Source organism: Brevundimonas sp. AJA228-03, assembly GCF_017795885.1.
In the GTDB taxonomy this organism is placed as follows: Bacteria; Pseudomonadota; Alphaproteobacteria; order Caulobacterales; family Caulobacteraceae; genus Brevundimonas.
This window is the reverse complement of sequence record NZ_CP059297.1, coordinates 1,450,917-1,477,737: the sequence shown is the minus strand read 5'-3', so window position 1 is coordinate 1,477,737 and position 26,821 is coordinate 1,450,917. Positions and strand designations below refer to the sequence as shown.

General features: G+C 67.3%; 25 protein-coding genes. 7 read left to right on the top strand and 18 right to left on the bottom strand.

The window, feature by feature from the left end; genetic code table 11:
• Positions 1-3: 3 nt before the first annotated feature.
• From HZ989_RS07325 to HZ989_RS07295, 7 genes are all read right to left on the bottom strand, one after another.
• Positions 4-1,125 (bottom strand): hypothetical protein, encoded by a 1,122-nt coding sequence (locus HZ989_RS07325; protein WP_209322943.1) that lies wholly within the window; start codon positions 1,123-1,125, stop codon positions 4-6.
• The gene (locus HZ989_RS07320; RefSeq protein WP_209322942.1) at positions 1,109-2,029 is read right to left on the bottom strand and encodes a HEPN domain-containing protein; all 921 of its coding nucleotides are present in this window, start codon (positions 2,027-2,029) and stop codon (positions 1,109-1,111) included. The genes HZ989_RS07325 and HZ989_RS07320 overlap by 17 nt, the downstream gene beginning before the upstream one ends.
• 42 nt (positions 2,030-2,071) lie before the next feature.
• The gene (locus HZ989_RS07315; protein ID WP_209322941.1) at positions 2,072-3,469 is read right to left on the bottom strand and encodes a hypothetical protein; all 1,398 of its coding nucleotides are present in this window, start codon (positions 3,467-3,469) and stop codon (positions 2,072-2,074) included.
• Positions 3,470-3,586: 117 nt separating this feature from the next.
• Positions 3,587-4,435: a hypothetical protein gene (locus tag HZ989_RS07310; RefSeq protein ID WP_209322940.1), complete on the bottom strand. Its 849-nt coding sequence runs from the start codon at positions 4,433-4,435 to the stop codon at positions 3,587-3,589.
• Between the two features lie 112 nt (positions 4,436-4,547).
• Positions 4,548-6,050, bottom strand: coding sequence for a hypothetical protein (locus tag HZ989_RS07305; protein WP_209322939.1), 1,503 nt, complete (start codon positions 6,048-6,050; stop codon positions 4,548-4,550).
• Positions 6,051-6,058: 8 nt separating this feature from the next.
• On the bottom strand, positions 6,059-6,310 hold the full coding sequence (locus tag HZ989_RS07300) for a hypothetical protein (RefSeq protein WP_209322938.1): 252 nt from the start codon (positions 6,308-6,310) through the stop codon (positions 6,059-6,061).
• A gap of 85 nt (positions 6,311-6,395) precedes the next feature.
• Positions 6,396-7,382 (bottom strand): hypothetical protein, encoded by a 987-nt coding sequence (locus HZ989_RS07295; protein ID WP_209322937.1) that lies wholly within the window; start codon positions 7,380-7,382, stop codon positions 6,396-6,398.
• A gap of 83 nt (positions 7,383-7,465) precedes the next feature.
• On the opposite strand from HZ989_RS07295, the gene HZ989_RS07290 reads away from it, so the two are divergent.
• Positions 7,466-8,098 carry a hypothetical protein gene (locus tag HZ989_RS07290; protein ID WP_209322936.1) on the top strand — a complete coding sequence of 211 codons (633 nt, stop codon included), beginning with the start codon at positions 7,466-7,468 and terminating at the stop codon, positions 8,096-8,098.
• Positions 8,099-8,161: 63 nt separating this feature from the next.
• Here the strand turns inward: HZ989_RS07290 and HZ989_RS07285 are convergent, their stop codons facing one another.
• On the bottom strand, positions 8,162-10,171 hold the full coding sequence (locus HZ989_RS07285) for a ParB/RepB/Spo0J family partition protein (RefSeq protein ID WP_209322935.1): 2,010 nt from the start codon (positions 10,169-10,171) through the stop codon (positions 8,162-8,164).
• 342 nt (positions 10,172-10,513) lie between these two features.
• Here HZ989_RS07285 and HZ989_RS07280 point away from each other — a divergent pair, with 342 nt between their 5' ends.
• Both HZ989_RS07280 and HZ989_RS07275 read left to right on the top strand, forming a co-directional pair.
• A complete protein-coding gene (locus tag HZ989_RS07280; RefSeq protein WP_209322934.1) occupies positions 10,514-11,107 on the top strand; it encodes a hypothetical protein in 594 nt (197 codons plus the stop codon).
• A 53-nt stretch (positions 11,108-11,160) separates the two neighbouring features.
• On the top strand, positions 11,161-12,276 hold the full coding sequence (locus HZ989_RS07275) for an ImmA/IrrE family metallo-endopeptidase (RefSeq protein ID WP_209322933.1): 1,116 nt from the start codon (positions 11,161-11,163) through the stop codon (positions 12,274-12,276).
• A gap of 239 nt (positions 12,277-12,515) precedes the next feature.
• Here HZ989_RS07275 and HZ989_RS07270 read toward each other — a convergent pair whose 3' ends face one another.
• On the bottom strand, positions 12,516-13,982 hold the full coding sequence (locus HZ989_RS07270; RefSeq protein WP_209322932.1) for a hypothetical protein: 1,467 nt from the start codon (positions 13,980-13,982) through the stop codon (positions 12,516-12,518).
• Between the two features lie 289 nt (positions 13,983-14,271).
• Between HZ989_RS07270 and HZ989_RS07265 the strand changes: the two genes are divergently transcribed.
• The gene (locus tag HZ989_RS07265; RefSeq protein ID WP_209322931.1) at positions 14,272-14,727 is read left to right on the top strand and encodes a DUF411 domain-containing protein; all 456 of its coding nucleotides are present in this window, start codon (positions 14,272-14,274) and stop codon (positions 14,725-14,727) included.
• On the opposite strand, the gene HZ989_RS07260 is transcribed toward HZ989_RS07265, so the two are convergent.
• From HZ989_RS07260 to HZ989_RS07220, 9 genes are all read right to left on the bottom strand, one after another.
• Positions 14,692-15,855, bottom strand: a complete 1,164-nt coding sequence (locus HZ989_RS07260) for an acyltransferase (RefSeq protein WP_209322930.1) — start codon at positions 15,853-15,855, stop codon at positions 14,692-14,694. The genes HZ989_RS07265 and HZ989_RS07260 overlap by 36 nt on opposite strands.
• A 34-nt stretch (positions 15,856-15,889) precedes the next feature.
• The gene (locus HZ989_RS07255) at positions 15,890-16,258 is read right to left on the bottom strand and encodes a hypothetical protein (protein WP_209322929.1); all 369 of its coding nucleotides are present in this window, start codon (positions 16,256-16,258) and stop codon (positions 15,890-15,892) included.
• A 32-nt stretch (positions 16,259-16,290) separates the two neighbouring features.
• Entirely contained in the window at positions 16,291-17,202 is a 912-nt protein-coding gene (locus tag HZ989_RS07250) for a cation diffusion facilitator family transporter (RefSeq protein WP_209322928.1), read from the bottom strand.
• Positions 17,203-17,249: 47 nt separating this feature from the next.
• A complete protein-coding gene (locus HZ989_RS07245) occupies positions 17,250-17,588 on the bottom strand; it encodes a DUF190 domain-containing protein (RefSeq protein WP_209322927.1) in 339 nt (112 codons plus the stop codon).
• Between the two features lie 52 nt (positions 17,589-17,640).
• Positions 17,641-20,886: an efflux RND transporter permease subunit gene (locus HZ989_RS07240; protein ID WP_209322926.1), complete on the bottom strand. Its 3,246-nt coding sequence runs from the start codon at positions 20,884-20,886 to the stop codon at positions 17,641-17,643.
• Positions 20,887-20,889: 3 nt separating this feature from the next.
• The gene (locus tag HZ989_RS07235) at positions 20,890-22,050 is read right to left on the bottom strand and encodes an efflux RND transporter periplasmic adaptor subunit (protein WP_209322925.1); all 1,161 of its coding nucleotides are present in this window, start codon (positions 22,048-22,050) and stop codon (positions 20,890-20,892) included.
• Positions 22,047-23,306 (bottom strand): TolC family protein, encoded by a 1,260-nt coding sequence (locus tag HZ989_RS07230; RefSeq protein WP_209322924.1) that lies wholly within the window; start codon positions 23,304-23,306, stop codon positions 22,047-22,049. Before HZ989_RS07230 ends, HZ989_RS07235 begins: the two co-directional genes overlap by 4 nt.
• A gap of 54 nt (positions 23,307-23,360) precedes the next feature.
• Positions 23,361-23,681 carry a hypothetical protein gene (locus tag HZ989_RS07225; RefSeq protein ID WP_209322923.1) on the bottom strand — a complete coding sequence of 107 codons (321 nt, stop codon included), beginning with the start codon at positions 23,679-23,681 and terminating at the stop codon, positions 23,361-23,363.
• A gap of 98 nt (positions 23,682-23,779) precedes the next feature.
• Positions 23,780-24,445, bottom strand: coding sequence for a cation transporter (locus HZ989_RS07220; protein ID WP_209322922.1), 666 nt, complete (start codon positions 24,443-24,445; stop codon positions 23,780-23,782).
• Between the two features lie 75 nt (positions 24,446-24,520).
• On the opposite strand from HZ989_RS07220, the gene HZ989_RS07215 reads away from it, so the two are divergent.
• From HZ989_RS07215 to HZ989_RS07205, 3 genes are all read left to right on the top strand, one after another.
• A complete protein-coding gene (locus tag HZ989_RS07215) occupies positions 24,521-24,991 on the top strand; it encodes a helix-turn-helix domain-containing protein (protein WP_209322921.1) in 471 nt (156 codons plus the stop codon).
• A 184-nt stretch (positions 24,992-25,175) separates the two neighbouring features.
• Positions 25,176-25,523, top strand: a complete 348-nt coding sequence (locus tag HZ989_RS07210) for a helix-turn-helix domain-containing protein (protein ID WP_209322920.1) — start codon at positions 25,176-25,178, stop codon at positions 25,521-25,523.
• Positions 25,520-26,821, top strand: a complete 1,302-nt coding sequence (locus HZ989_RS07205) for a type II toxin-antitoxin system HipA family toxin (protein ID WP_209322919.1) — start codon at positions 25,520-25,522, stop codon at positions 26,819-26,821. Before HZ989_RS07210 ends, HZ989_RS07205 begins: the two co-directional genes overlap by 4 nt.

Here is a 26,821-nt window from a genome sequence, read left to right as displayed (position 1 = left end):
AGCCTAGCCCGCCCAATCCAGTTCGAAATCCGGCGTGAGCGCGAGCAATCCCGTCTCGATCTGGTTCCACGTCAGGCGAAGCGCCTTCAGATCCTCGGGCGTGAACAGGTGCGCATGGTGTGATGCGGCGCGGAGCTTTCCGGCCTGTTTGAGAAGATCGAACACCGCCTCCGGGTCGTCGAAACCGGCCTCGAAGATCGCCTGGAAATGCTCCGGATGGCTCATGATCCGGGCGTAGTGTGTGTAGTCGGCGTGGTCGAGAACCTCGCCTCCCCGATTCTTCCACTTCCCGAGCAAATCCTTGCAGTCGCACAGCGGCAGACGCTCATCCGGCCAATCCTCGCCGTAGGTCTCCGCCATCACCGCATCGAGAATTTCCCGCAGGGTCAGTTCGTAGCGGTGAACAAGCGTCTTGGCGCGCTTCACATGCGGCGGAGCGGAATTGGCCTGAAGACGCGCCTTCAGGCGACGCCGCTTCTCGGCCATGGTCAGAAGACGCCGCCTCGGCCAATGCGACAGCCGCAAGCCGGCGGCGTCGAGGAAATGGCGATAGCCGGCCAGGTTCGCGAACTGCGGCATGTCCGTGATGGAGAAGACGCCGACGGCCTCTCGCACACCGCGGGTCAGCCGGTCGCTCTCGGCGAACATGTCCGCCATCGCCGACGCCCGCGCGAAGGCCTCGATCTGGGCCGGCCGCGCGATCGCCAAGGCGCTGGCGCCAAGACCGCCGTCCGACAGCCGAAGGATGCGATCAACAAAACTGTCCGTCGGCGTCCGGAAGCGTTCAAGGACATCGGGCAAGGCGAACCCCGCCGACAGTTGAGCGATCCTCTCGGCCTGTTCGATCAGGCCGTTTGGAAACGCGGCGCGATAGACGCGGTCCGCGTCCGCCTGGGCCTTCATGATGGCGCCGGCAACCTGCATCCGCTCCAGAAGCGGATTCCGGCCCATCGCCGCGTAGGCGAGCGGGGTGTCCAGCTTCATGCGGTCGGCCAGACCGAGCACTCCGCTCGCGCGCAACATCTCGTCCCGTCGCCGGATGTCCTCGAATGGATCGGCCAGACGCCTCGCCGCGTCCAACGTCGCGGCGAGGTTAGGTGGGATCAGATCACGCGGAAGGGTCATGGTTCGCCGCCTCGCGTAGTTGCGCCAGCCGTTCTTCGCAAACCGAGACAGCCAGTTTGCGCAGCACCTCGACCCTCTGGGTCAGCCAGGCCAGTTCCTCGGCGCTGATCTTGTAGTGCCTGGAGTAGCGCGCCTTCACATAGGCTTCGCGCAACAGCTCGAAGCAGCGACGCTCGAACTTGGTCTCGCGCGGCCAGGCCTCGGCCAGCCGGGCGTCGATCGCCTCGGCCTTCTTGCGCAGGAAGGCGAGGTTGTGGGCCTTGCCGCTGTAGAGCGTCACCACCAGCAGCACGCAGTGGTACAGGTGTTCGGCCGATTGATGCAGGTTGAACGCGGCGAGCTTAGGATCAGCCCCCTCACCCATGTAGAACTGCGCGCCACGCGCAAAGCTAGCCGAGCTTTGCGTCCAATCAGCGAAAAAATCCTCCGCTTCCTTGAGCGCTACTTGAGCTTTCAGATCCGCCGGTTTGCGCAGCTTGGCGCCGGGCGTATCGAAGAGAACGATCCCCTCCCGCACGATGTCCGCCCAGAAGTAGCGACCTCGATCCAGCTGCTCGTTCACGTCGTCGAGGCTGTGAACGACCAGGCTGACAGGCGTGCGGATCAGGGTCTCGCCCGGCATCAGCTTGTTCTCGGCGTCATGCCAGAACTCGCCGTCGGTCAGGTCTTCATGATCGACCACGATCAGCAGATCGAAATCCGAGAAGTAGCGCCCGACCGGATCATGCACCCAGTCGCCGCGCGCGTATGATCCGTAGAGGATGACCTTGAGGATCTTGCCGTTCTTCAGCCGCTCGGCCCTGCGGGTCGAGATGGAGTCGACGAACGACGAGCGGATGACCTCCACGACGCGGCGTAGCTCGGCCTGCTTGCGCAGAGGCAGATGATCCAGGCTCGACTTCATCGCGGGAGTCTCCCCGATGAGGGGCGCCCCGGCAAGGCTGTATTAGTCTTCCTGCACATCTGCGTCAGCCTCGGCGTCGCCTTCAATGAAAACCGCGGTGCGGGAGTAGTAGGGCGGCGGAGCATTCGGCAAGCCGGACATGATCCGGCCGTCCGGTTCGAGAAACTCGTGCGTAGCGCCGGGAAGCAGTTCGGGGTCGAGAGGAATTCTGGCGTGAGGATTGTGTAGGACGACCATGCCTTCGACCCAGGTTTCCGCGTAGCCCGGCGCGTGGACCTGGTCCACGAACGGGCGCGGCCGCGGGTCGGCGTCACCGTCATGACGTCGGATGCCCTTGCGGACCATCCGGACGCGGCGGTCGCCGAAGCCGGCGACGAAGCCGAGGCGGTTGAACTTCACCAATGTGCCCTGCGGATTGACGATCACGGCGCTGACGTTCTCGCCATCGGGCAGGCGGAAGAAGCCGCTCTGTTCCACCATATCGCCACGCCGATGCTCGGTGATCCATTCGATTTTTCGGACGCCGTCCCGTATCGAGTGGCGGACCCCGAAGGCGTACTCAGTCATTGCCGGGACGATCATCGTCATGGCGCCCGGCGCGTGGAAGTCCTGAACCGCAATCGCGAAGGGAACGCCCGCCATTCCTTCCGCCCGCCAGTATGGCCCGGCCTTTCGGAGTTTCTTCTTCAGCGTCCGGGCAAGCTTAATCGGCACATAGTTTTCGAGGTAGTCTTGGAGCGTGTCCGCCGTCGGAGCCGGCGGAACGTCCGCGCCTTGCGGCGGGTTCGCCGTCGTCGCCTCAACACCTAGCGGACCTCGCAGACTGTTCATGACGAAGTCCGGCGCGACGCCGTCGCCTGTCTGTACGAAGCCCAGCTCCGTGAACACCGCAAACAGATAGAGCTCCCATAGACGGGCGTCGAAAGCGACCGTCTGGAACTGTTGGACGAAATTGCCGTCCACATCCTTGTGGTGACGCATCATGGCTGCGATCAACTCGCGAGCCGGCGAATAGCGCGGGTCGTTGACGAGGACCTTGAACGTCGGATGCTGATTCTGTTCCGGCGTGATCGGCGCGAAGAAATCGATCGGCGCGGGCGGTTCGGACGGCACTTCGCCCTCCCCGTCCCAACCCTGATGCATGTCTTCGTCGGGCTCGGCCTGCCACCGCCCCATGGCGGCGAGAAGCGCCTCGCGGGCCTCGTCCGCGGAGCCGAGGCTGGCGTCAACGTCGATCATTCGAAACTGAGCACGCTCGTCGCGCCCCAAGGCGACCCAGGCGAAATCGCGATCGAACCGGTCCCAGGTCAGCACGCCCAGAACGCGACCATCATCAGTCTCAAACCAGGCGAACTCCTGAACAACCCTGACCAGGCCGGGATCGCGAGTGTAACCCGCCAAGGCGGCGAACCGCCGTTCCTCAATCTCGTGAACCGCCATGTCGCCCATCCGCCGGCGCCCGAAGATCGCATCGGACCACGCCCTCCCTGAAAGACAAGCTTGGCGGGATCAAGCGGGAAAGTCAGGCACGCATCAGTTGAAGGGCCCCAAGTCCGGCTAGGTCGACGTCGGTGTATCGCCCGCACAGTCCGCCCCATCTGCCCCGGCCCCAGCCGGTCGGACTGCAAACTGGGTGAAGACCTCTGCTTGTGCGCCACAGCCGGCGCAGGCGATGATCTTGCCGTCGCCGAGTTCGTGTGCCTCAAACTGGCATGTCTCTCCACAGCTCAAGCAGGGAAAGGAATAGCCGTCCGGGACGAATCCGTAGGCCGGGTCGCCTTCGAGTTCCTTGTAGATCCAGTGCCGACCGCATCCGCCGCAGATGACCTGGTCGTCGTGGGACAACACCGAACTACGGCGCTTTACGTGAAAGCCGCAGACGCACTCGAAGGAGATGAACTCGCCCATGTTCACTGAGAACAGGGAGGTGGCGAGAATCCGGTCCAGTTCATCCGCGATCGCGGCGGCCTTCAGACGGGCGTCGGCCTCAGTGGCTTTTCCGGTTTCGGTTTGGCGAATAGTCGGTTCGTGCAGGAAGCTGCCCAGAGCGTTGTGCGCCTTGTTGCCCCACTTCTGGGTGAACCGCCGGTCCTCCCCCAGAAATTGCATGTCGTCGGACGGCACACCCGGCGTCTTCTCGACCCCTATGAATACCGTCGTCGTCTGGTCCGCATTGGGGTCCGCAGCCAAGAGCTCGTCCATCACCTTCTTGGGCGTCCATTGCGCCATGACGCTGTTGGGAGTCTCCGCAAGATAGGCTTGAAGGTTCTGATAGGTCAGGGCCTCAATCGCCATGCGCAGCGCCAGGCAGGCTTGGCGGGCGGCCGCTTCCCCGGCTTCCGCGAGCCGTGCTCTAGCCTCGGCGACGTGTTTCCGCGCCCGGTCGCGATAGTTAATCTTGGCCATGACGACATCTCCACAGTCCAGCCGTCTACTTGCCGCCAGCAAGGGCGGCTATGAATACGCCCGTCGGCATCCGACGCGGTACTCGGTCGGTCGCAGTTCTAGCGGGCCCGGCCTAGCCTTCGTCAGCGCCGTCTCGGGGCCACCGATCCCGCAAATTGACCTCGGCGAAGCGGCGGCCTTGATCGAGCAGCCACGCGAGTTGGCGGCCCCGCTGCCCCTCCTCGATATGGTCTTCCCGCACCGCCTCTAGCTGCCAGAGATCGATATCCGCCGCGCGGTTCGAGCGTAGAAGCCGACGGCGGTCGTAGAACAGGTCCAGGCATCGCCGGCGATGGAGGTCGTAGTCCTCGATCGCCGCCATGGCTTCGAAATTGTCCCTCGCGCGGCGCGCGGCGGCCTGGCGATCGTATTGCGGCCGCTCGTGCGGCGTGACGGCAATCAGCAGTTCCCGGACGTCGGCGACGCTTAGGCAGTCATCCGTCAAGTTCTGGCCGGTCTGTTTGGCGTCCGTGATGATCAGGCGGCAGTCCTTGCAAATCCAGACCGTCTGGTGGTCGCCGAAGGTCAGACCGTGCTCATACCAGCCGTTCCGACGCCACAGTGCGTCAGGATCGGCCTCGACCAGGAACACGCGTCGCCGGTGAGCGCCGGCGGTCCAGAGGCCGCTTTTGGGCGCTTTGCGGAGCATTTCGAAGCGGGATCGGTCACAGGCCGCGCATCGCCAGTCCTCAGCCGGCGCATGCCAGAAATCTCGTTCATGCAAGCCAGCGGTGAACCGCGCCAGGTCATCCGGCGTTGGCACTGGAACGGATTTCTTCGACGGCTTTTTCACCGACGACGCAAAGCCGTCCCGCTGGATAGAGCGCTTCTCGACGCCCCCCGCCAGCCACTCGACCGTGGTTCTCGGATGGCCCGCCGCGCTGAGAATATCCGTCAGGAGCGTGGCCTTGTGGTGGGGCGTGTATCCGGACCCTTCGCGGCTGTGGCGCCCCTCTGCGATACGCCGGGCCATGACCTCCATGAAGGACAGCCGGTCACGCACGTCCTCGGCGACCTCAAGCCAGACGGCCCGCGCGACCTCGACGTCCACCTCATGGGGCCGGTTGGGGGCGATCCGAATAAATCTGGCGATCTCCGACGGAGCGAAACTGAACTCGGGGTGCACCACGCCCGCCAACGCCGACTTGGCCGCCCCGTCAGCGGCGTTGCAGTCGCTGCAGACCAAGGTCTGGTGAAACCTCTCCGCCAGTCCCATGCAAACCTGAATGGCGCTGTGGAGCGCATCCTGGCGCGCCCGATCGGTTTGCTTTTGCTGGCCGCGCCATAGAATGCGCGCACCCTCGTCGCCGAGATGGTCGTGGTGTCGATCAAGTTGGCAAAGAGCGACGCCAGCCGGCGTCAACCGGGCGATCTCGGGCTTGTAGCGTCGGCAGACCGGGCAGGACCAATCGGTCGGCGTGCCGGCCCAGCTTCCATTCAGTTCGAGTTGCTGCGTGCCCAGAGACTTTTGAATGGCCTTGGTCTGCTGACTCCACCTGCCGTCGAACGACGGCAGAAAACGCTCAAGCGTCGGATCGTCGGCGAAATCAAAGTCAGGAAGGTCGAGAGACTGCATCTCTGATCTCAGAACAGATCGACCTCATCCGGACGAGCGTCGCGTTCCTCGACGATCAGGACCACGTAGTCGTCATGTCCCCGGGCCTTGAAGTAGCGCTCCTGGACCTCCCAGAGCGTGCCGGACTGACCGACCTTCGAAGCCACGATGTGGTCGCCCTTCATGGGACATACCCCCGCGCATTCGCTGAGATCGATGTCATGCTGCAGATCCTCCAGGCGCCCTTCGGCGCCGCGGGCATACAGACGGGCAATCGGCATCGGCTTGTCTCCGGTGAAATAGCGACACAATAGGGGTGCGCCTGCGTCATTTTCGGTCGTAGCGGGCGGTGGTTGATACAGGTGCTCAGCGCCAGATGTCTTCCGGCGAGAGCGAAATCGCGCGGCGGCTGGTGATGTCCGCGACGAACCAGTCCCATTCGTCCCGCCCGACGCGAGCGGCGCAATAGGCGGCGGCCATAGCGCTGAACGCCCTGAGGACCACGCGAAGATCATCGACAAACCCATCGACCGATTTCGGCACGGATTTGCCGTAGGCCAGGAAGATCGCATCGCGGTAGTTGGCCTTGCCGCGATACCGCGACGCCTGATGAAGGAAGCAGACGCTCCGTTTTCCGAGCGCCTCGTCCCGGAGCGCGCGCGCGGCCTTGGTGCGAAAATTCTCCACGCCGAGATCGCGAAAGGCGGATGCGCCCCGGACGGCCTGTTCGACGTTCCATTGCTCCCACGACGCGGTCCCCGAAAGGTATTCCGCGATACAGCCCCACGCCTCGTCGACCGAGCCGGGCTGGAGCGTCAGCGGGTGTTTGCCGCGACTGCGCGGCACGCGAAGCGCATCCTCGACATCCGCTGAGCACAGGCGCCCTACGCGATCCGCGAACGGCGGCAGCACCAGGCCAGGAACGGCGAACTGTCGGTCCCACTGTCGGGCGGTGCTGGCGTGGGTCTCGGGAAACGACCCATCGGCCGCCGCGATCATGGCCGAGGCCGCGCCGTAGACGCCATAGTACCAGGCCACGATGCCGACCCGGCTTACGTCGGCCTTGTTCGGGGCAAGCGCCAGGGCGTCCAGGGCTGCGATATGATGCAGTGACAGAAGCAGTTGCTCGTAGATCGAGTTCAGCTGCCGATCGGGAAGGGGCTTGCGCTGAACTCTTTGGTAGAAGGCCCGGGCTGTTTGGAATGAAACGGCTTGCGCCTCGCAAAGGATCGCCAGCCCGCGCATCCAGTGCAACGTCGATGGCAATGCGTAGACGGCGTTGGCGATGTCGCGCGGCGACTCCGTCAAGGTCCCGTGAGCCTGCATCCGTGCGTACAGCGAACCTGTGGGCATTTCTCGTTCCGGTATAGCGACAGTTTTGATCCTAGCCCGCTTCGCGCTAAGAACAATATGCGAACACCAGACAGGAAAAGACGATGATGGAAGTCATGCGCGACCTTGAGGTCCGCGGGACACGCGCGGAAATCGACGCGCTGGTCGACCATATGACACGCGACGCCAAAGCGCCCTGGGCGCGCTCGCCGGAGGGCGAGGCGAACATCGGCGACGACAATTACCGCGTCTTCTCCAGAGAGGCCGACGGTTTGCTTCCGGCGCTGGGGGTGGCCCTGCATCTGGAGCCGGAGGGCATTCAGATTGTGAACATCGTTCCCCGCGATGTCGGAAACCTGGGCCCGACCGTTTACAACGCGACCCTTCAGGAATTCCTCGAGCAATTGGTTCAGCCGGCGGCAGCGGCGCTCTCGCTCTCGGTCGTGACGTCCCTGCCCCGCACCTCGCTCGCGGCGGAAGTCGGCCCCGAGATCGCGCGGCTTCTCGTCCAGTTTTCGGGCGCGGCCAACCAGTCGTCAGGGTCATCGCACCCTGCGGATTTCAAGCGCTGGGCGACCTTCCTCGTCACAGTGCATCGGAGTGGCAAGCGGCTCGACACGGACCTGCTCTATGCGACCCTGCGAGAGCAGGGATGGCCGAAGGAGAAGGCCAGCGATCTCGTCAGCGAGTACGAGTTCGCTCGCGAGCTGCTCAACGTCGCCGACGATGTGAGCTGACGGCTCAACAAAAAAGCCGCGCGCCCCCAAAGGGCGCGCGGCGAGTTTTCGTATCCGGAGACCCTATTCGGCGGCGAACGAATAGGCGTCGCCATCGCGCGGTTCGTCCGCGCCCTCATCCTCCGGCTCGGCTGCATCCGACACGGTTCGCAACGGAACAGGCAGCCACCCCTTCCCTTCCACCAGCCGCTCGGCGGCCTCGGCCATGTCCCCCTTCTTGAACCCGGCGATCCGTCCCGCCTCCTCCGGATTCACCGCCTCGGTCACCGCCTCCAGCACCCGCGCCTTGGACACGCGGGTGAAGTAGCTGACCGCCGTCGCCGTCCACGTCCCGGCCATGTCGAGCCCGACCGCCGTCGCCAGCGTCTCGGCCTGCGCCAAGGCGCCGGGGCGCCGGTCGTGTGGATCGCGCACCGCGTAGAGGCCGACCCCGGCGCAACAGGCCATCAGGTCCAGTTGCTCCGAAGGCGGCAAGGCGACCACCACGCCCCAAAGGTCTTCCGGGCGCTCGGGCAGGCGCGCGCCCCACGCCTCGCACCGGTCGCTGACCCGGCGTCCGGCGGGGCCATCGTCCACCCCCGGCGCCAGCCGCTCCAATCCGGTGGTCGTCAGCCGAAGCTGCAGCGGCGTCCAGACCCCGTAACCCGGATAGAAGACCTGCAAGGCGAGCGCGTGGACCACGGTCGCCAGCGCCGCATTCACATCGGCCTGCACCGCATCGCGCAGCCCCATGGTCTTGTGGGCCGTCAGGTCGATCAGCAGACGATCCGACAGGGCCGACGGCGCCTCGTCCTCGGAGGCCTCCGCTTCGGAGCGGGGCCGGTTGTCCGACCCCCGATCCGCCGCGTCGTCCTCCTGCCACGGCGACGGCGGATTGGCGGGAACATCCTCCGCTCGGACCAGTCCGCGCTCGAACCGGGCGAGGCCGTCGTGACCCAGCGTCACCACGACCCCGGCCCGCGCCCTGGCCTCGTCGGCGTAGGCGAAGTCCGGGCCGAAGGCCTGCAAGGCCTTGTCGATCTCCTCCAGCCGCGCGTCCGCCTCGGGCGACAGACCGTCCACGCTCGCCTCCGAGACGATCCCGTCATATTCCTCGGACAGGACCACGATCTCGGCGGCGTCCGCTTCCGACCGTTCGACCGCGACAGGATAGACCCGCCCGAACGCGGACACGTCGGGATAGTCGAGACTGACCTCGGCCCATTTCCAGCCCTCGCGCTCGCGGGCCTCGTCGGCCAGCCCCGCCAGTTTCTCGCCGACCAGCCGGTCCAGCAGGACCACGTCCTCCAGCCAACCGCCACCGTCCTCGGTGAACAGGTCCCGAAGCACCTCCCCGCCCGCTTCGGCGTAAGCCTCGACGCCGACGAAGCGGACGCGCCGGTCATCGACGCGGACCTTGGCCTCGGTCATGGCGCGACGGATGGCGTAGGCCGGGGTGTGGGGGCCGATCTGCTCGAACACCTGCCGCTGACGGTCCTGATCCGCGCTCACGCAGAAGGCCATCAACTGGTCGAGCGCCAGCGTCCCTTCCCGATAGGCGGCCATCAGCTCCGGCGCCGCCGCTCCCAGCCGAAGCCGCTGACGCACCACCTGAGCCGAGACCCCGAACCGGACGCCGATCTCGTCCGGTCCATAGCCCCTCTCGACGGCCAGCCGCTGGAAGGCCTCGAACTGGTCGGCGGGGTGCATGGCCTCGCGGGTGATGTTCTCGTCGAGGCTGATCTCGTGGGCGTCGTTCTCGGCGTCCACGATGACCCGCACCGGATGGGTGCGCTTGATCGACTTGCGCTTGGCGAGCAGCCGCAAGCCCTGACGGCGCCCCTCGCCGATGGTGACGAGGTAGTTCCCGGTCGGGGCGCCCTCCCCGTCCCGCTCGATCTCGACCACGGGCGGCTGCAACACCCCCTTGGCCTTGATGGAGGCGGCGAAGGCCTCGATGGTCGCCGGGCTGTGCGGGGTCTTCCTCGCGTTTTTCGGCGAGGCCTTGAGCCGGTTGAGCGGCACGGTGATCTCCGCGCCATGCGCGGGGGTGGTCGCCTCGGTCGCGACGGTTTGGATAGCTTGAGCAGTCATGTCTGCCTCCTTTGGGCATGGGTTGCAGGCACGCGAACTGCGCGCCTGAAACCCTGCCCGTCGGCGAGACCGGGGTAGCAAGGGCCAGGGCGGACCGGCCGGAGGGGGATCGCCCGACCTGCACAAGCCTGACTTTCGTGGGAGCCTTTCACCCCGTCGCCGGCGCGGAAGGTCGGGGAGACCGGCCGGTCTGGCGGCGGAGCCGCTTCACCCTGGCCCGCGCGAGGGCGGAGCCCTTAGCGACAGCGGCGTTGACAAATCTACCCACAGCTTACTTTTCCAATGTCAGTTGACGCAGTTCGTATTCTGCCCATTATGAGATTCACCTGCCGGGAGCTCCGCATGACGCCTTGGGAACACCACCCCGCCCTGACCCGCGATCGTCTGATCACGATCGCGAAGCTGATCGAACGCGGCCGGAACGACGCCCTGGATCGGTTCGACCCGAATCTGGGCTGCACGGGCTGGAACGTCGGATGCGACGCCTTCTCGTTCCAGAAGCACCAGATCGAGACCGCCTCGGTCGATATCGACTGGCTCGACATACTGGATCCGTCGATGCAGTTCGTTTTCGCCATCGGCGGCGTGCCGGTCCGCTTCTATCGGGGCGAGCCGGACGAACCCAATGCGCGGACGTTGAAGCAGTCGTATTCGGAACTTCACCAGGCGAGCCTGTTCGGACCCGAGGAACTGATCCAGCTGGCGCCCGAGCCCCTCTATCGGTTCGCGATCGAAACCGATCTCGACGGGTCGATCACGGCGATCACCTTCGTCGTGCTGGACGGCGACGCGCCGGCTCTGACTTGGCGGGTTCCGCTCGACGAACCGGTGACCAAGGTCTCGCCGCTCTGGGTCGCGGGCAGCGACGGCGTCGACCTCCCTGCACCGGCTGTAGGAATCGCGGCAAAGAAAAAGAAGGACGGGACGACCGAATGATCGGCCGACCCGAACGGATCTGGGTGAGGGGCGGTCGCTAGACCGGCCAGGCAATGGAAACGAACTCGAAAATCGCGGGCGAGCAATTGCGGCTCGCCCGGCTGGCGCATGGCTATTCGCTCGAGGAGGTCGGCGACCTCGTGGGCGCCACCCGTCAGTTCATCCACCAGCTGGAGACTGGCTCTCGGTCGCCGTCTGACGAAGTCGTGGACGCCTTGGCCGACGTGCTGGGTGTGACGCCCGGCTTTCTGGCCGAGCCGATTCCGTCGACGGTGCGCCCGGAGCAGTGTCACTTCCGCGGCCACATCACCCGACCCGCGTCGATCACCAGCCAGGTTTTGGCGCGCGGTACGCTGCTCGACAAGTTCGTCGCGGCCGTCGAAGACCATCTCGAACTACCGGACGTGTCATTTCCAGACCTGCCGGCGACGACGGCCGAAGAGATCGAACAGGCGGCAGAGGGCGCGCGACGCCACTGGGGTCTCGGCACCACGGGTCCGATCACCAGCATGATGCGCGTGGTCGAGAACGCCGGGGCCGTCGTGACCTATTTCGGCGACCTGTCGGACCGAGTGGACGCCTTCTCCATGGATCGACGACGACCGATCATCGTGCGGAGTTCGCTGAAGGAGAGTCTGTGCCGACAGCGGTTCGACTTCGCCCATGAATGCGGCCACCTCATCATGCACCGAGGCCTCCAGACGGGTGATCGCGCCACCGAGGATCAGGCGCACCGGTTCGCCAGCGCCTTTCTGTTTCCGCGCGGGGCGGTCCTGCGCGAGTTTCCCAGGGGCCGATCCCTGAACTGGCGCGCCCTGTTCGACCTCAAGCTCAGATGGAAGATGTCGGTCCGCGCGATCGTGCGGCGCGGCTACGACCTCGGGCTGCTCAACGCGGCCCAGTACCGCACGGCCAATATTCATCTGGTCAAGACCGGCCAAGCCAAGGTCGAGACCTATGACGCAGACGGAAGCCTTCCGGTCGAGCAACCGGAATTGCTCCCCTCCGCGCTCGCGGCTCTGGACGATGCGATCACCGGCGGCGCGGCGCGCGTCGGCCGCGAGATCGGTCTAACGGCCTCGATGCTGGAGTTGATCACCGGGTCGAGCTTCCCTGAACCGGATCCGTCCCTCGACGATCCGAAGGTGGTTCGTCTCCGACCAGTCTAAGGCGGCAGGGTGAGGAACCGGCCGACCTGTGAGCAATGCCGCTGGGTCTTGCTGGCGCCAATGCCTAACGCTTCTGCGAGGTACGCTAGGCTTCCTTCTGGCGCGGCGTCGCCGGCTTCAACCTGAGGAAAACGCAGCTGCCCGGCCCGGCTTCGCCCCAGCTGACGAGCTCTGGCGAGATCGAATAGGACGCGGTCCCGGGCCGGACCTGAGATGACCGCCTTCGCCAACGAACGCGGTCAGAGGGTCCGCACCGTCTCCGCCAGCTTCGAGAACGGGATGATATCCGCTGCATCGTCCAGCACCGGGAAACGACTGACGACGTAGTGTCGGATTTCCTTGAGCCCGAGGCGGGTCTTGAGAAGCTGCTCCCGGCCGATCTCTTTGCGGATCGCCCGGCGATAGCTTCGGATCATCGTCTTGTTGATCCGGGCGTAGCGCGCCGGATCGCTTTCGATCAGCCGGGTGTCGATGAAGGTGTTCTTGCACTGGAAATTGTGGATAACGCCCGCTTTGGTCGTCACCACGTCGAACTCGCTTCGATCGACGCGGGTAATGCAGGTGACCGTGAACCCGGCCGCTTTTAAGACTTCGCAGACCTTCTTTTCGAAGATGAAGCCCGAACGTATCTGGAAACGCTTCTGCGGGCTCAGCGCGACGGTTTTGTAATCATTGAGGAAGCGGGTAAGCAGATTGACGTTGGAGACCAGCTGATCATCGATCTGCACGAAGGGCTGATAACTGTTGATCGCCTCGGAATAAGTCTCGCCCTCGTGGATCAAGAGCGCGCGCCGCCGCTCAGGGGACAGTTCGCCCGGGGCTTCCAGGGCGCGTAGAAAAGCTTCCGCAGGGACCGAGACCACATACTCCTCCGGCCCGGTCAGCAGGGGTGAGACCAGGCGCTGGATTTCCCCGAAGCTCGTGTCGGCCAGGCCGAACTCGGCGAAGGCGGACTCGAGATACTCGATCTGCATCCGCACTTCCGCCTTGCAGAGAAGGCGACGGGGCGCGGGCACATTCGCGCTCGACACGACGGTCTTGGCGCCGAATTCGATCATGTCCAGGAGAGACACCCGTTCGCTGTCGAACCCCCCTTCGTCGAGCAGATCGACCTCGCGGTTCGCGAGGACGCCGACTCCGTCGCTGGTCACCGAATAGTCGTCGAACAGCCGGCTCATCATCGCCATCTGGGCGAGGTTGGTCATCGGCCCCCCGGCGAACTCCATCAGGGTCACCAGCGGAAAGAGATCGTGGAGGGTGCGAGCCACGGTCTGGCCCCGACAGGCCTTCGGCATGATGTAGAAAAACGCGACCATGCGCCGCCGTCTGGTCTGGAAGTAGCCTGCCGCTTCGGCCACCGTGCCCAGGACCAGCGGATAGCCGTGGGCGAGGCAGGCCGAGGACAGGGAAGCCGCCAGGTCCAGGACCTCGAGGACGCGATCCTCGACGCCGCCGTCGTAAAGGGCGCTGATCTCCCGGCGTATCCAGTCGCGTCCGCCGGTGACGGCGAGCGCGAGCGGCATGCCGACCAGTCGATCGTGAAGGGTTTCGTCGTCGAAAGGCTCGGTCGCGAGGTTGAACAGTTCTTCGGCGCCCTGAAGCACGCGATGCCAGGCGATCGGCGTTTGGACCGGATCGAAAGGCGCCAGTCCGTCGGCCAGTCCCTGATTGGTTCTGGTGATCTCGACGTCGAGCGCGTCGATCAAGTCCTGGCCCGTGAGCGTTCCGGTGAACATGCCTTCTCCAGGTCAGCGCCATGGCGGACCGGACACCGGGGACAGGAAGTTCCCGGTGTCTGCTCGACGCTTGTCGGCGCAAAAGCGGCGAGCCGAAAGAGCGACATGCCCCGAGTCACGCCAGCGTCCAGAAGATGATCGAATAGCGCAGCGCCGTCATAGGCGCGATCGAATGCCCCTGTGACACCGGGTCGTTTCGCGGCGCGAAGGTGATCGGTCTAGGGTGTCCGTCTTCGCCGCAGCCTCAGGACCGCCGCCCATGACCCGTCCTTCCCGCCGCGCCCTGCTGGTCGGCCTGTCCGTCACCGCCGCAGCCGGCCCGGCCCTTGCCGCGCCTCAGAAACGGATGACCGCCTACAAGACTCCCTGGTGCGGCTGTTGCGGCGGCTGGATCGCGCACATGCGCCAGGAGGGCTGGACCGTCGAGGTCGTCGAGCGCGAGGACCTCGCCCCGATCCGGGCCCAGCATGGCGTTCCGGATCGGCTGGCCTCCTGCCACACCGCGGTGGTCGGCGCCTACGCCATCGAGGGCCATGTCCCGGCCGGCGACGTCGATCGATTGCTGGCGGAACGCCCGGCCGCCCGGGCGCTGAGCGCGCCCGGCATGCCGGCGGGTTCGCCGGGCATGGAGGCCGCCGGACGGGAGCCCTATACGACCGTCCTGATCCTCAACGACGGTTCAACCCGCGTGTTCGGCCGACACAACGGCGCCTGACGCGGACGCAGGACCCGCCGCCGCCTCTCCCGCGGCCCGGCGCACGCCCGGGGGATTGAGCCAGGTCTGGACCGGGCGGTCGAAACCGTATCGGAACACGGCCGCCGCTACGAAGGCGCCGGCGAAGCCGATCGACCACAGCGCCCAGCGAAGGCTGGCCGACAAGGCGTCCTGACCCAAAGCGTCGAGGAACCCGAACCAGACGATGCGGCTCACCTCATTGGTCAGAAACATCGAGAACGACATCAGGGCCAGGTGTTCGACCAAGCGTGACGGCCGGAGCACCGGCATGGCGCCGGCGCCCCAGATGATCACGGTCATCAGGCCCAGCGACAGCAGGCTGAAGGCGCCGAAGGCCTGAAGGACGACCAGGGCGACGCCGGCTCCAACGCCGATCGCCCCGGCCCGGCGGGGCGAGACATAGACCCGCGAGCCGTAGAAGGCCGCCGCGACCCCGAGCAGGAACAGCGGCAGGGCGCGCAGGATGCCGTAGCGCATCGGCAGCCGATAGATCGGATCGCCGAGCCAGACCGAGGCCGCGACATCGGCGACGACGACGAGGACGGCCGCGCCGATCAGCACGACGACCGGCGGCCAGCGCCAAAGGGCGCGGCAGATCCATGGCAGGAGGAGGTAGCAGCCGATCAGGGCCGAGAGCGTCCAGGTCGGGGCGTTCCAGCCCTGACCGCCCGGTACGCCCCAGGCCTGGACCAGCAGGACCTGGGCCGGCAGCTGCGACCAGTCGAACCAGCGCGGATTGCTGGGCGTGACGCCGGCCAGGGCGGCGCCGCCGACGATGACGACGAGGATGAGGCTGACGACGAGGTGGGCCGGAATGACGCGCAACAGACGCTGGCGCGCATAGGCCCGCAGCGAGGCCTGTCCGGACGCGAGGCGGTCGCCGTAGATGCGGGCGAGGACATAGCCGGAGTCGATGATGAAGAAGTCGGTGAGCAGATAGCCGCGGTCGAACACCGGATGCAGCTGCGGCAGCGGGACCGGGGAGGCCTCGCGGAAATGGTAGAGGATGATCAGCGCCCCGACGATGAAGCGGAGCGCATCCAGCCAGCCGCCGCGGGCTATGCGCGGCGGGATCGGGTTCCTCAGCTCGTCATCGGCGCGGACCATGCCGGACCCTAGCCCCGGAACGGGCAAGGAATGGTTATCGCCCGAGCCACGGCGGCCCGCCCGGGGAGAGCATCACCACCCCGGCTACGAGGGCGATCGCCAGGCCGACGGCGGTGACACGGCGAGGCCAGCCGCGCCGGGCGCTGACGAGACAGGCGGCGCCGAGCAGGATCAGGGTCGCGCCGTAGCCGAGAGGAAGCGGCAGCTTGAACGCGCCGAGCATCTCCAGGCCGAAGAAGAGCGCCCCGCCGACGGCCAGGACCAGACTGGTCAGGGCCGCGACGAGGTCGAGCACCGGCCGGGGCGGCTCCGGCCGCCTGGGCCGCCCGGCGCGGCGTTTGCTGTAGGGCCGTTCGGACCAGCCGGGGCTGCGTCCACGAACCGTCAGTCTCTTTCCACCCATGGCCCGCCCTCCTCAGCCGGACGCCGATCCCGTCAACGGTGACCGTCCTCGACGTCTCCGCAGGGTTCGGTCTCGATCTGGACGGTGCTGTGATGGATCGCGAACCGCGCCTCCAGGAGGGCGGCGACGGCCTGCCGCACCGGTTCGCCCTTTGCGCCCGCAACGAGAACCACATGGACGGTGCAACTCGGCTGGTCCGCGCCCGAGACCCAGACGTGAAGGTCGTGAAGGCTGTCGACGCCGTCGATCGCCTCGATCGCCCCGCGTACCTCCGCCAGAACCACGCCGCGCGGCGCGCCTTCCAGCAGAATGTGTGTGGTGTCGCGCAGCAGAATCCAGGTGCGCGGCAGGACCCACAGGCCGATGCCGATGGCCACGATCGGATCGACCCAGCGCCAGTCGGTCAGGGTGATGACGATCGCCGCGACGATCACGCCCAGCGAGCCGAGCATGTCGGCCCAGACCTCCAGATAGGCGCCCTTGATATTGAGGCTCTTGTCCTTCCCCGCCGCCAGCACGCGCATGGCGATCAGGTTCACCACCAGGCCGATCGAGGCCACGGCCAGCATGCCGATGGAGCCCACCGGCTCCGGATCGAAGATCCGCTTGATCCCCTCATAGAGGACGTAGCCGGCGACCAGGAACAGCAGCACGGCGTTGAAGGCCGCCGCCAGGATCTCGAAGCGGCGGTAGCCGAAGGTCCGCTTGTCGTCCGCCGCCCTCTGCCCGATCTTGATGGCCAGCAGGGCGATGGCCAGGGCGGCCGCGTCGGTGAACATGTGCGCGGCGTCGGACAACAGCGCCAGGCTGTTGAAATAGAGCCCGCCGGCGATCTCGGCGACGAGGAAGGTCCCGGTCAAGCCCAGGGCGATCGTCAGCTGACGCGAGTTGGCGCCCGCCGTGTGATCGTGTTTGTCGCCGTCCTTATGGGGGTGTGCCGCCATGGCCTTGCGTCCTCGTCTGTTGAGAAATGTTGAAACGCGATCCGGTCCTAACGCGCGTCGCCGGGGGTCGGCTGAGGCCAGCGTAGGACCTCGACCCCTTCCAGGGTGACCGGACCCAGGTGTTCGAGATCGGCGAGGGTCTCCAGGAACGCCCGAAGTCTGGAGTCGTGGTCGAGCAGTTCGACGATGAGGGACTGGTCGTCGTCGAGGACGTGACGGCGATGCAGGTGGGGGGAGTGGCCGAAGCCGACGAGGGCCCGCAGCACGGTCGCGCCGGCCAAGCCGGCGGACCGGGCCCGTTCGGCCACGATTTCGAAGACCTTGCGGTCGCCGAAATAGGCGCCCTCGTCGGTGTAGATGCGCATCAATTTGATGGGGTCGGACATGATCGCCTCCTAAAGGGAGGTCCCCGCCGCCGGTCAGCGGCGGGGACCGGGACTATTCCGCCGGAACCGGCTCGCCGGCTGGCGGCTCGGTGGGCTTGGGACGCCGTCCCTCGGTCAGGCCGAGGACCAGCCGGCTCATGGCCGGCAGGACGAGCAGCGTCAGCAGGGTCGCCGTGACCAGGCCGCCGATGACGACCATGGCCAGGGGCTTTTGCACTTCGGCGCCGGTGCCATGGGCCAGGGCCATGGGCACGAAGCCGATGGCCGGGACCAGGCCGGTCATGATGACCGGCCGCACCCGCTCCATGCAGCCCTCGATGATGGAGCGGGAAAGCTCCATCCCGTCATCGAGCCGTTGCCGGATCGACGACATGACGACGAGGCCGTTCAGGACCGCGACCCCGGCGAGGCAGATGAAGCCCACCGCCGCCGACACCGAGAACGAAATCCCGGTCAGGGCCAGGGCGAAGACCCCGCCGGCGAGGCCCAACGGCACGGTCAGGAAGACCGCCACCGCCCGCCCGAATGTCCCCACGGCGAGGAGGAGCACCGCGAAGATGGCCAGGAAGCAGATCGGGACCACCAGAGACAGACGGTCGGAGGCCGCCTTGAGGTTCTGGAACTGGCCACCCCATTCGATCCACGAGCCCGCCGGCAGGGCGACCGTCTCCACCTTGGGCATAGCCTCCCGGACGAACGACCCTACGTCGCGGCCGCGGACGTTGGCCTGGACCACGACACGACGCTTGCCGTTCTCGCGGCTGATCTGGTTCAGCCCCTCGGCGAAGCGGAACGACGCCACCTGCCGCAACGGGACGGAAGCCCGGGTGCGCCCCTCCGCTTCCGGCAACATCACAGGGATGGCGCCGAGGGCGTCGAGGTCGTGTCGGCTGGCGTTGGGCACGCGGACCACCACGTCGAAGCGGCGGTCGCCTTCGAACAGCTGTCCGGCTTCCCGCCCGCCCATGGCGGCGGCCACGGTGTCCGCAACCTCCTCCACGGTCAGGCCGAACCGCGCGATGGCGGCTCGGTCGAAGGTGACGTCCAGCGACGGCGCGCCGTCGGTCTGTTCGACCTTGACGTCGGCCGCCCCCGGGGTGGCGTTCAGCTGGGCCGCGATCCGGTTGGCCGTGGCCATCAGCTTGTCGAGATCGTCGCCATAGATCTTGATGGCCACGTCGCCGCGGACGCCGGCGATCAGTTCGTTGAACCGCAGCTCGATCGGCTGGCTGAGCTCATAGCCCTGACCGACCTGGGTCGCGGCCGCAGCCTCGACGCGTTCGATCACGTCTTCCTTGGTGTTCACCCCGTCCGGCCACTGGTCCTGAGGCTTGAGGATGATGAAGCCGTCGGAGATGTTGGGCGGCATGGGGTCGGTAGCCACCTCTGCGGTGCCGGTCTTGGAGAACATGACCTCCACCTCCGGCAGGGCCGCGATGGCGGTCTCGACGCCGCGCTGCATGCGGATGGACTGCTCCACCGCCGTGGACGGCACCCGCTGGGAGGCCATGGCGAGGTTGCGCTCGTCCAGGGTCGGGATGAACTCCTGGCCGAGCAGGGTGAAGACGACGCCGGCCACGGCGAACAGGGCCAGGCCGCCGCCCACGAAGGGCCAGGGCCGGGCCACGGCCTGACGCAGCACCGGTTCGTATTTCGCCTTGATCCAGCGAATGACGAAGACGTCCTTCTCTGAGACCTTGTTGCGCATCACCAGGGCGACCATGGCCGGGATGAAGGTGATGGACAGGATGAAGGCCGCGATCAGGGCCAGCATCAGGGTGATGGCCATGGGCGAGAAGGTCTTGCCCTCGACCCCCTGGAAGGTCAGCAACGGCGCGAAGACCAGCAGGATGATGGCCTGGCCGTAGACGGTCGGCTTGATCATCTCCTGGGTGGCGATGGTGGTTTCCTCGAGCCGCTCGCGAAGGGTGAGCAGACGGCCTTCGTGATGCTGGCGTTCGGACAGGCGTCTCAGGCAGTTCTCGATGATGATCACCGAGCCGTCGACGATCAGCCCGAAGTCGAGCGCCCCCAGGCTCATCAGATTGCCCGACACCCCCATGAAGTTCATGCCGATGGCGGTCATGAAGAAGGAGATCGGGATGATCGCCACCGCGATCAGGGCGGCGCGGACGTTGCCGAGCAGCAGGAACAGGGCGATGGCCACCAGGATGGCGCCCTCGATCAGGTTGCGCTGGACGGTCGAGATGGTGGCGTTGACGAGCTTGGACCGGTCGAGGACGGGCGTGACCTTGATCCCCGGCGGGAGAGACCGGACGGTCGTCTCCAGCTGTTCGCCGACCGAACGGGCGACCGTGCGGCTGTTCTCGCCGATCAGCATCAGGGTGGTGCCGATGACGACCTCGTGGCCGTTCATGGTGGCCCCGCCGGTGCGCAGGTCCCCGCCGAGACGAACGGCGGCGACGTCGCGAACGGCGACGGGCACGCCGCCGCGCGTGGCGACGATGGCTTCCTCGATCTGGCTGAGGCTGCGGATGCGGGCGTCGGCCCGCACCAGATAGGCTTCCCCGCCCCGCTCGACGAAATTGGCGCCGACGGAGAGGTTGGCGGCCTCCAGGCCGGCGGCCAGTTCGCTGAACGAGACCCCGTACTGGGCCAGACGCGTGGCGTCAGGCTCGACGACATACTGTTTCTCGAAGCCGCCGATGGTGTCGACGCCGGCGACGCCGTTCACCGACCGCAGCTGCGGCGCGATGATCCAGTCCTGCACCGTCCGGAGATAGGCGGCGCGTGAGATGTCGTCGGTCAGGCGATCGCCTTCAGGGGTGAGGAAGGACCCGTCGGACTGCCAGCCGGGCTGGCCGTTGCGCACTGTCGCGCCACGTCCGCCGGGATTGGTGTAGTCGATGGCGTACATGAAGACTTCGCCAAGGCCCGTGGTCACGGGCCCGATCTGGGGCTGCACGCCCTCGGGCAGGCTTTCCTGGGCCTGGACGAGGCGTTCGCTGACCTGCTGGCGCGCGAAATAGAGGTCGACGTTCTCCTCGAAGATCACCGTGACCTGCGAGAAGCCGTTGCGCGACAGGGATCGGGTCGACTGCAGGCCGGGGATGCCGGCCATGGCGGTCTCGACCGGGAAGGTGACGCGCTTTTCGATCTCGACGGGCGAGAGCGAGGCGTCGGAGGTGTTGATCTGCACCTGGTTGTTGGTGATGTCGGGCACGGCGTCGATCGGCAGCTGTGTCAGTTGCCAGGCGCCGTAGGTGGAGACGAGCAGCACGAGCGCGATGATCATCCATCGCGCCCGCACCGACAGGGCCATGAGGTTGGCGATCATGGGCTAGTGCTCCACTTCGCCGGCGCCAAGCGCGGCCTTCAGCAGGAAGGCGTTGCGGGTGGCGACGGTCTGCCCCGCCGTCAGGCCGAAGGTGATCTGGGCCCGGCCGGCGCTACGCTGGCCGACGATGACCGGCACGGGGTTGAAGCCCGTCGCCGTCCTGACGAAGACCACTTCACGGCCTTCGACGGTCTGGATGGCTTCCTCGGGCACCGAGACACCGGCGGAGGTCTGAGCGTCGCGGGTGTAGATCCGCACGGCGATGGCCTGGCCGGGACGCAAGCCCCCCACGCCGGACACGGTGAGCAGGACGGTGGCGGCGCGGCTTTCCGCATCCACTCCCGGGGTGATCGACCGCACCGTGGCCTGGACCTCGCCTTCCGGCAGGGTGATGCTGGCCCGGTCGCCCGGAGCAATCCGGCCCGCGTCGGCGGCGGAGACCGAGGCCTGGACCTCGATCTGGCTGGCGTTGGCGACCCGGAACAGTTCGGTTCCGGCGGTGACGAAGGCACCGAGCGTCGCATCCGCGGCCGTAACCCGCCCGCTGATGGGGCTGACCACCCCCGTGCTGCGACCGTCGCCGGAGACCCGGGCGGCGGCGGCGGCGGATGAGGTGCGGCGGGATTCCGCCTCGGCCTCGGCCAGGACGGTCTGGGCGGCTTCGAGATCCTGACGCGCCGTGATCCGGGCGTCGAACAGACGTTGCTCGCGGGCGAGCGCCTGGCGGGCGGCGGTCAGCCGGGCCTGGGCGGTCGATCGCTCGGCGGCGATCGAAGAGGCCTCGCGGCTTTCGATCAGGGCGACGGTCTGGCCGGCGCGAACGCTGTCGCCGAGGCGCAGAGAAACCCGGCTGATCACGCCGTCGGCGCGGGCTGCGAGCACGGCCTCGCCCTGGGGCGTGCCCACGACGGTGCCCTGGGCCACGATCTCGGCGCTGAGCGAGCCGCTGCCCACGGGCGCGAGGATGATGCCGGCCGCCTGGATGCGGGCCGCGTCCATCTCCAGGGCCTCGCTGGCGCCGTGTCCTTCTTCAGCTTCTGCAGCGGCTTCCGCCGGGGCGTCCGGACCACGGGTCATGCTCCACACGGCGAACCCGCCGCCGAAGACGATCACGGCCGCCGCCGCGCCGCCGAGGAGGCGTTGCTGGTTGGTCAATCTCTTCATTGGGCGGATCCTTCGGTTTCGGTGGCGCGGGTCAGGGCGGCGACGGCCTGCGCCCGCTCCAGCTCGGCGGTGATCATGTCGGCCTGGACGGTGTTGAGCGCCTCTTCGGCGTCGAGCACGTCCAGCAGGGTGAAGCGGCCGGCCGAGAAGCCTTCACGCGCGATGCGCACCGCCTCGATGGCTTCGGGTTCGGCCTGGGTTTCGAGGAAGGCGAGCTGCGCTTCGGCGGTGCGGAGGGCGGCCTGGGCGTCGCGCGTCCGCCGGATCGCGCCGGCGAGGGCGGCGTTGCGGCGGGCCTCGGCCCCGGTCCGTTCCGCGTTGGCGGCGGCGATATTGCCCTGGTTGCGGTCGAACAGACCGATCGGCATGGAGGCGCCGAAGACCAGGGCGGTGTCGTCCGTGCCCCGGAACTGACGGGCGCCGACGCTGACCGTCACATCGGGGCGGGACAGGGTCCGTTCCCGCTCGACGACGGCGATGGAGGTCGCCACCTCCGCCTCGGCGAGGCGCACGTCGAGCGCGCTGGCCGGGTCGATGACGGCGCCGGGCGCCGCCGGGGTTTCGGGGGCGGTGGGTTCGGGCAGGTCTTCACCTCCGCCCCAAAGGGCGGCGAGCGCCCGCTGGGCTTCAGCGTATTCGGCCTCGGCCGCGCGAACCCGCCCGACGGCTTCCAGGGCGGCGGTGCGCGCCCGCAGAGCCCGCAAAGGCGGTTCGCGGCCGGCGTCCACCAGTTCAGTGGCGATGGTCTGAAGGTTGTCGGCGCGCAGGAACTGATCGCGGGCGAGTTCGACGCGGCGGCTGTCCGCCCAGGCCTCGGCGTAGGCGTCGCGCACCTGTTGTTCCAGGTCCGCCCGCGCGACCGCGAGGCGCAGCCGGGCGGCGTCCACCTCGGCCTGGGCGGCGCGCTCGCGTGCGGGCCGCTTGCCGCCGAGTTCGAACCGCTGGCCGACGCTCAAGGTGCTTTCGGCGTCATCGACGCCGGAGAAGCCGCCGGTGCCGGCGAAATTCTCGACCTCCAGGCCGAGTTCGGGATTGGGCCGGAACCCGGCCTGTTGCGCCCGACCGACGGCGGCGGCGACATCGGCTTCGGCGGCGGCCAGGGTTGGGGAGGAGGCCGCGGCGCGAGACAGCGCCTCAGCCAGGGTGACGGGTTCGGCGAAGGCTGACCCTGGGGCCAGCATGGCCAGGATCGCCGAAAGGGCGACCGCGGCTCCGCCGGCCGCGATGCGCGGCAGACGGCGATTAGGGGATGGCATAGGTCCTGTTTCCCGGATGGTTGACGTGGAGGGCGCGCGTTCGCGCGCGATCCGTCAGCCTCTGGGAGGGCGGTCTGGTCCGGCGGGCATGCGGGACGGCAAGCCGTCCGCCAGCGGAAGGGCGTCGAGGTTGGCTCCGGCGTGGGTCACGGCCGGCGCATCCGGCGTCTGCGGCACGGCGACGCCGCCGTGGTGGCAATGGCCGTGAGAGCAGATCGCATGCTGATCCGGCTGATCAGTGTCACCGGAGTCGGCGGGGGCTTCGGCGATGATCTGCGAAGCAGGGGCGGTCGCGGCCTCGGGCGCGCAGGTTGCGGCGTCGACGGCGGAGACCAGGACAAACAGGGCGAGGAACGACGCAAGCAGCGCCGCCATCCAACCGTGCCTGACCGAGGAGAATCCCATGGCGTCCCATAACATGGTCCGCCGCGACTGCAATCGCGCCATCGTCGCAGGGCGTCCGCGCCCGGCGCTCATTCGGCGCAGACCGGGGCGTCTGCGGCCGCGCTCAGTTCCTGCTGCGACTGGCGGATGATCGACCATGCCGACTGCAGGAAGATCAAGGCGAGAAGGGCTCCGGCGATCAGGTCGGGCCAGCGCGAGGCGGTCAACCAGACCAGCCCGCCGGCCGCCGCGACGACGAGGCTTTCGATCAGGTCGTTGCGCGTGCAGAGCCAGACGGAGCGGACGTTGGCGTCGCCGTCGCGGTGCCGCACGAGCAGGAGGGCGGCGACGGCGTTGGCGAGGAAGCCGAACAGGCCCAGGCCGGTTATCACCGTCCCTTCGGGCGGCGCGCCCGACACAGCCCGCCAGATGGCGAAGCCGAGGATGAACACGGCGAGGAGTCCGAGACTTGCGCCCTTGAGCAGGGCGGCGCCGGAACGGACCTGCACGGACCTGCCGATCGCCCACAGGCTGATGGCGTAGGTCGCGCTGTCGGCGAGGAAGTCCAGCGCATTGGCGCCCAGCGACGCCGAGCCCTGCACGAGGGCGCCGCCCGCCACGGCCGCGAAGGCGACGGCGTTGATGGCGATCACGGCCAGCAGGATGCGGCGGTAGGCGGGCGAGGCGCCGTCGAATTTGACGGTCGCGCCGCAACAGGCGGCGGCGGGTCTGTCCTGAATCAGGGGCTCGGTCATCGGAGGCTCCGGCTGGGCGTCGAACGACCTATGCATCCTCTAGCGGCTAGAGGATCAAGCGCTTATTCTCACATCATGGTCTCTTCCGTCCCCTCGCCTCTTCGATCCATCGGCAAGCTGGCCACGGCCACGGGCGTGAAGGTCCCGACCATACGCTTCTATGAGCAGATCGGCCTTCTGGCGCCGCCGCCTCGCACGGCCAGCGACCGCCGCCTCTATGACGACGCCGCTCTGCGCCGGCTGTCCTTTATCCGTCATGCGCGTCAGCTGGGGTTCGACCTCGACGCCATCCGCTCCCTGCTTGATCTGTCGGACCATCCCGACCGGCCCTGCGGCGAGGCCAATGCGATCGCTGAACGTCATCTCTCCGACGTCACGGCGAAGATCGCGCAGCTCCAGGCGCTGCGGACCGAACTGTCGCGGATGTCGGCGGAATGCGCTGGCGGCCGCGTCTCGGCCTGCAAGGTGATCGAGGTGCTGCACGATCATGACCTGTGCGCGGCCGGCGAGCACCGGGCGTCTACGGTCGCAGACTTCCGGGCTTGAGCCTGAGCTCTGCCTGAGACACCTTGGATTAAATAAATCGCCATTTTTGGCGACTTATCGGCTCGGAGGCGGGATATCTCGCTACAAATGGCGAGTTACACGTCCTCTAGAAGATATATCTAAGTCGCCATTATTGACGACTTAGCCCACAAAGGCCTATATAACTCGTCGAAAGTGACGAATTATGAAGATCACCAACCTTACCACCGATGACGCCGCCCTCGCCGAGTTCGGCCGCAGGATCGCCGATGCGCGGCTCGCGCGACAGATGACCCAGGCCCAGTTCGCCCAGGCTGCGGGCGTCTCCAAGCGCACCATCGAACGGCTCGAGGACGGGGCCTCGACCCAGTCCGGCAATCTGGTCCGCTGTCTTCGCGCCCTGGACACGCTCGACGGCCTCGACCGGCTGCTGCCCGAGACCCCGCCCAATCCCATCGCCCTGCTCGAGCGGCAGGGCAAGATGCGTCAACGCGCCCGTCCGACCGACGCCCAGGAACCGGCCGCGCCCTGGACCTGGGGCGACGAACAGTGACGAGCGTCGCCGAGGTTCGTCTGTGGGGCCGGCGCATCGGCGCCGTGTCCCTGGAGGACGGCGCCGACGTCGCCGCCTTCGCCTACGACCCCGCCTTCATCACCAGCGGCATTCAGCCGGCGCCGCTGATGATGCCCCTGGGACCGCAGGTGTTCACCTTCCCGAGCCTCAATCGCGAGAGCTTCCACGGCCTCCCGGGCCTGCTGGCGGACGCCCTGCCCGACCGCTACGGCAACACCCTGATCGACGCCTGGCTGGCCACCCAGGGCCGCACCCCCGAGAGCTTCAACGCGGTCGAACGCCTCTGCTACACGGGCGCCCGCGGCATGGGCGCCCTTGAGTTCACGCCCGCCCTCGGCCCGCGTCCGCGCAAGGCCGCCCGGATCCAGATCGACGCCCTCGTCGAACTGGCGTCCGAGGTGCTCAGCCATCGCAACGACCTGCAGGCCTCCTTCGCCGACGCCAGGAAGGCCGACGCCCTGCGCGAGATCCTGCGGGTCGGCACCTCGGCGGGCGGCGCGCGGGCCAAGGCCGTCATCGCCTGGAACGCCGCCACCAACGAGGTCCGTTCGGGCCAGGTCGAGGCCGGCGACGGCTTCGACTACTGGCTGCTCAAGTTCGACGGGGTGAAGAACAATAAGGACCGCGAACTGGCCGATCCCGAAGGCTATGGCGCGGTCGAATACGCCTATGCGTGCATGGCCGCCGCCGCCGGGGTCCAGGTGGCCGAATGCCGTCTGCTCGAAGAAGGCGGACGGCGCCATTTCATGACCAAGCGGTTCGACCGCCTGCCCGGCGGCGGCAAGCTGCACATGCAGTCGCTGGCGGCGTTGGCCCATTATGACTTCTGCGACCCGAACGCCTACGCCTATGAACAGGCCTTCCTGGTCATCCGCCAGCTCGGTCTGCCGATGGCGGCGATCGAGGAGCAGTTCCGGCGCATGGCCTTCAACATCATCGCCCGCAATCAGGACGACCACGTCAAGAACATCGCCTTCCTGATGGATCGGACCGGGGCCTGGTCGCTGTCGCCGGCCTACGACATCACCTGGAGCTACAATCCGACCGGGCTGTGGACGGCGCGCCACCAGATGTCGATGAACGGCAAACGCGACGGCTTCACCCTGGACGATTTCGACGCCAGCGCCCGCGTCGCGTCGATCAACGCCCGCCGCGCCCGCGCGATCGTCCAGGAGGTCCGTGAGGCGGTGGCCCGCTGGCCCGAGTTCGCCGACGCCGCCCAGGTCGGCGAGGACTGGCGAAAATCCATCGACCCCTCCCTCAGGACGGTGCTCTAG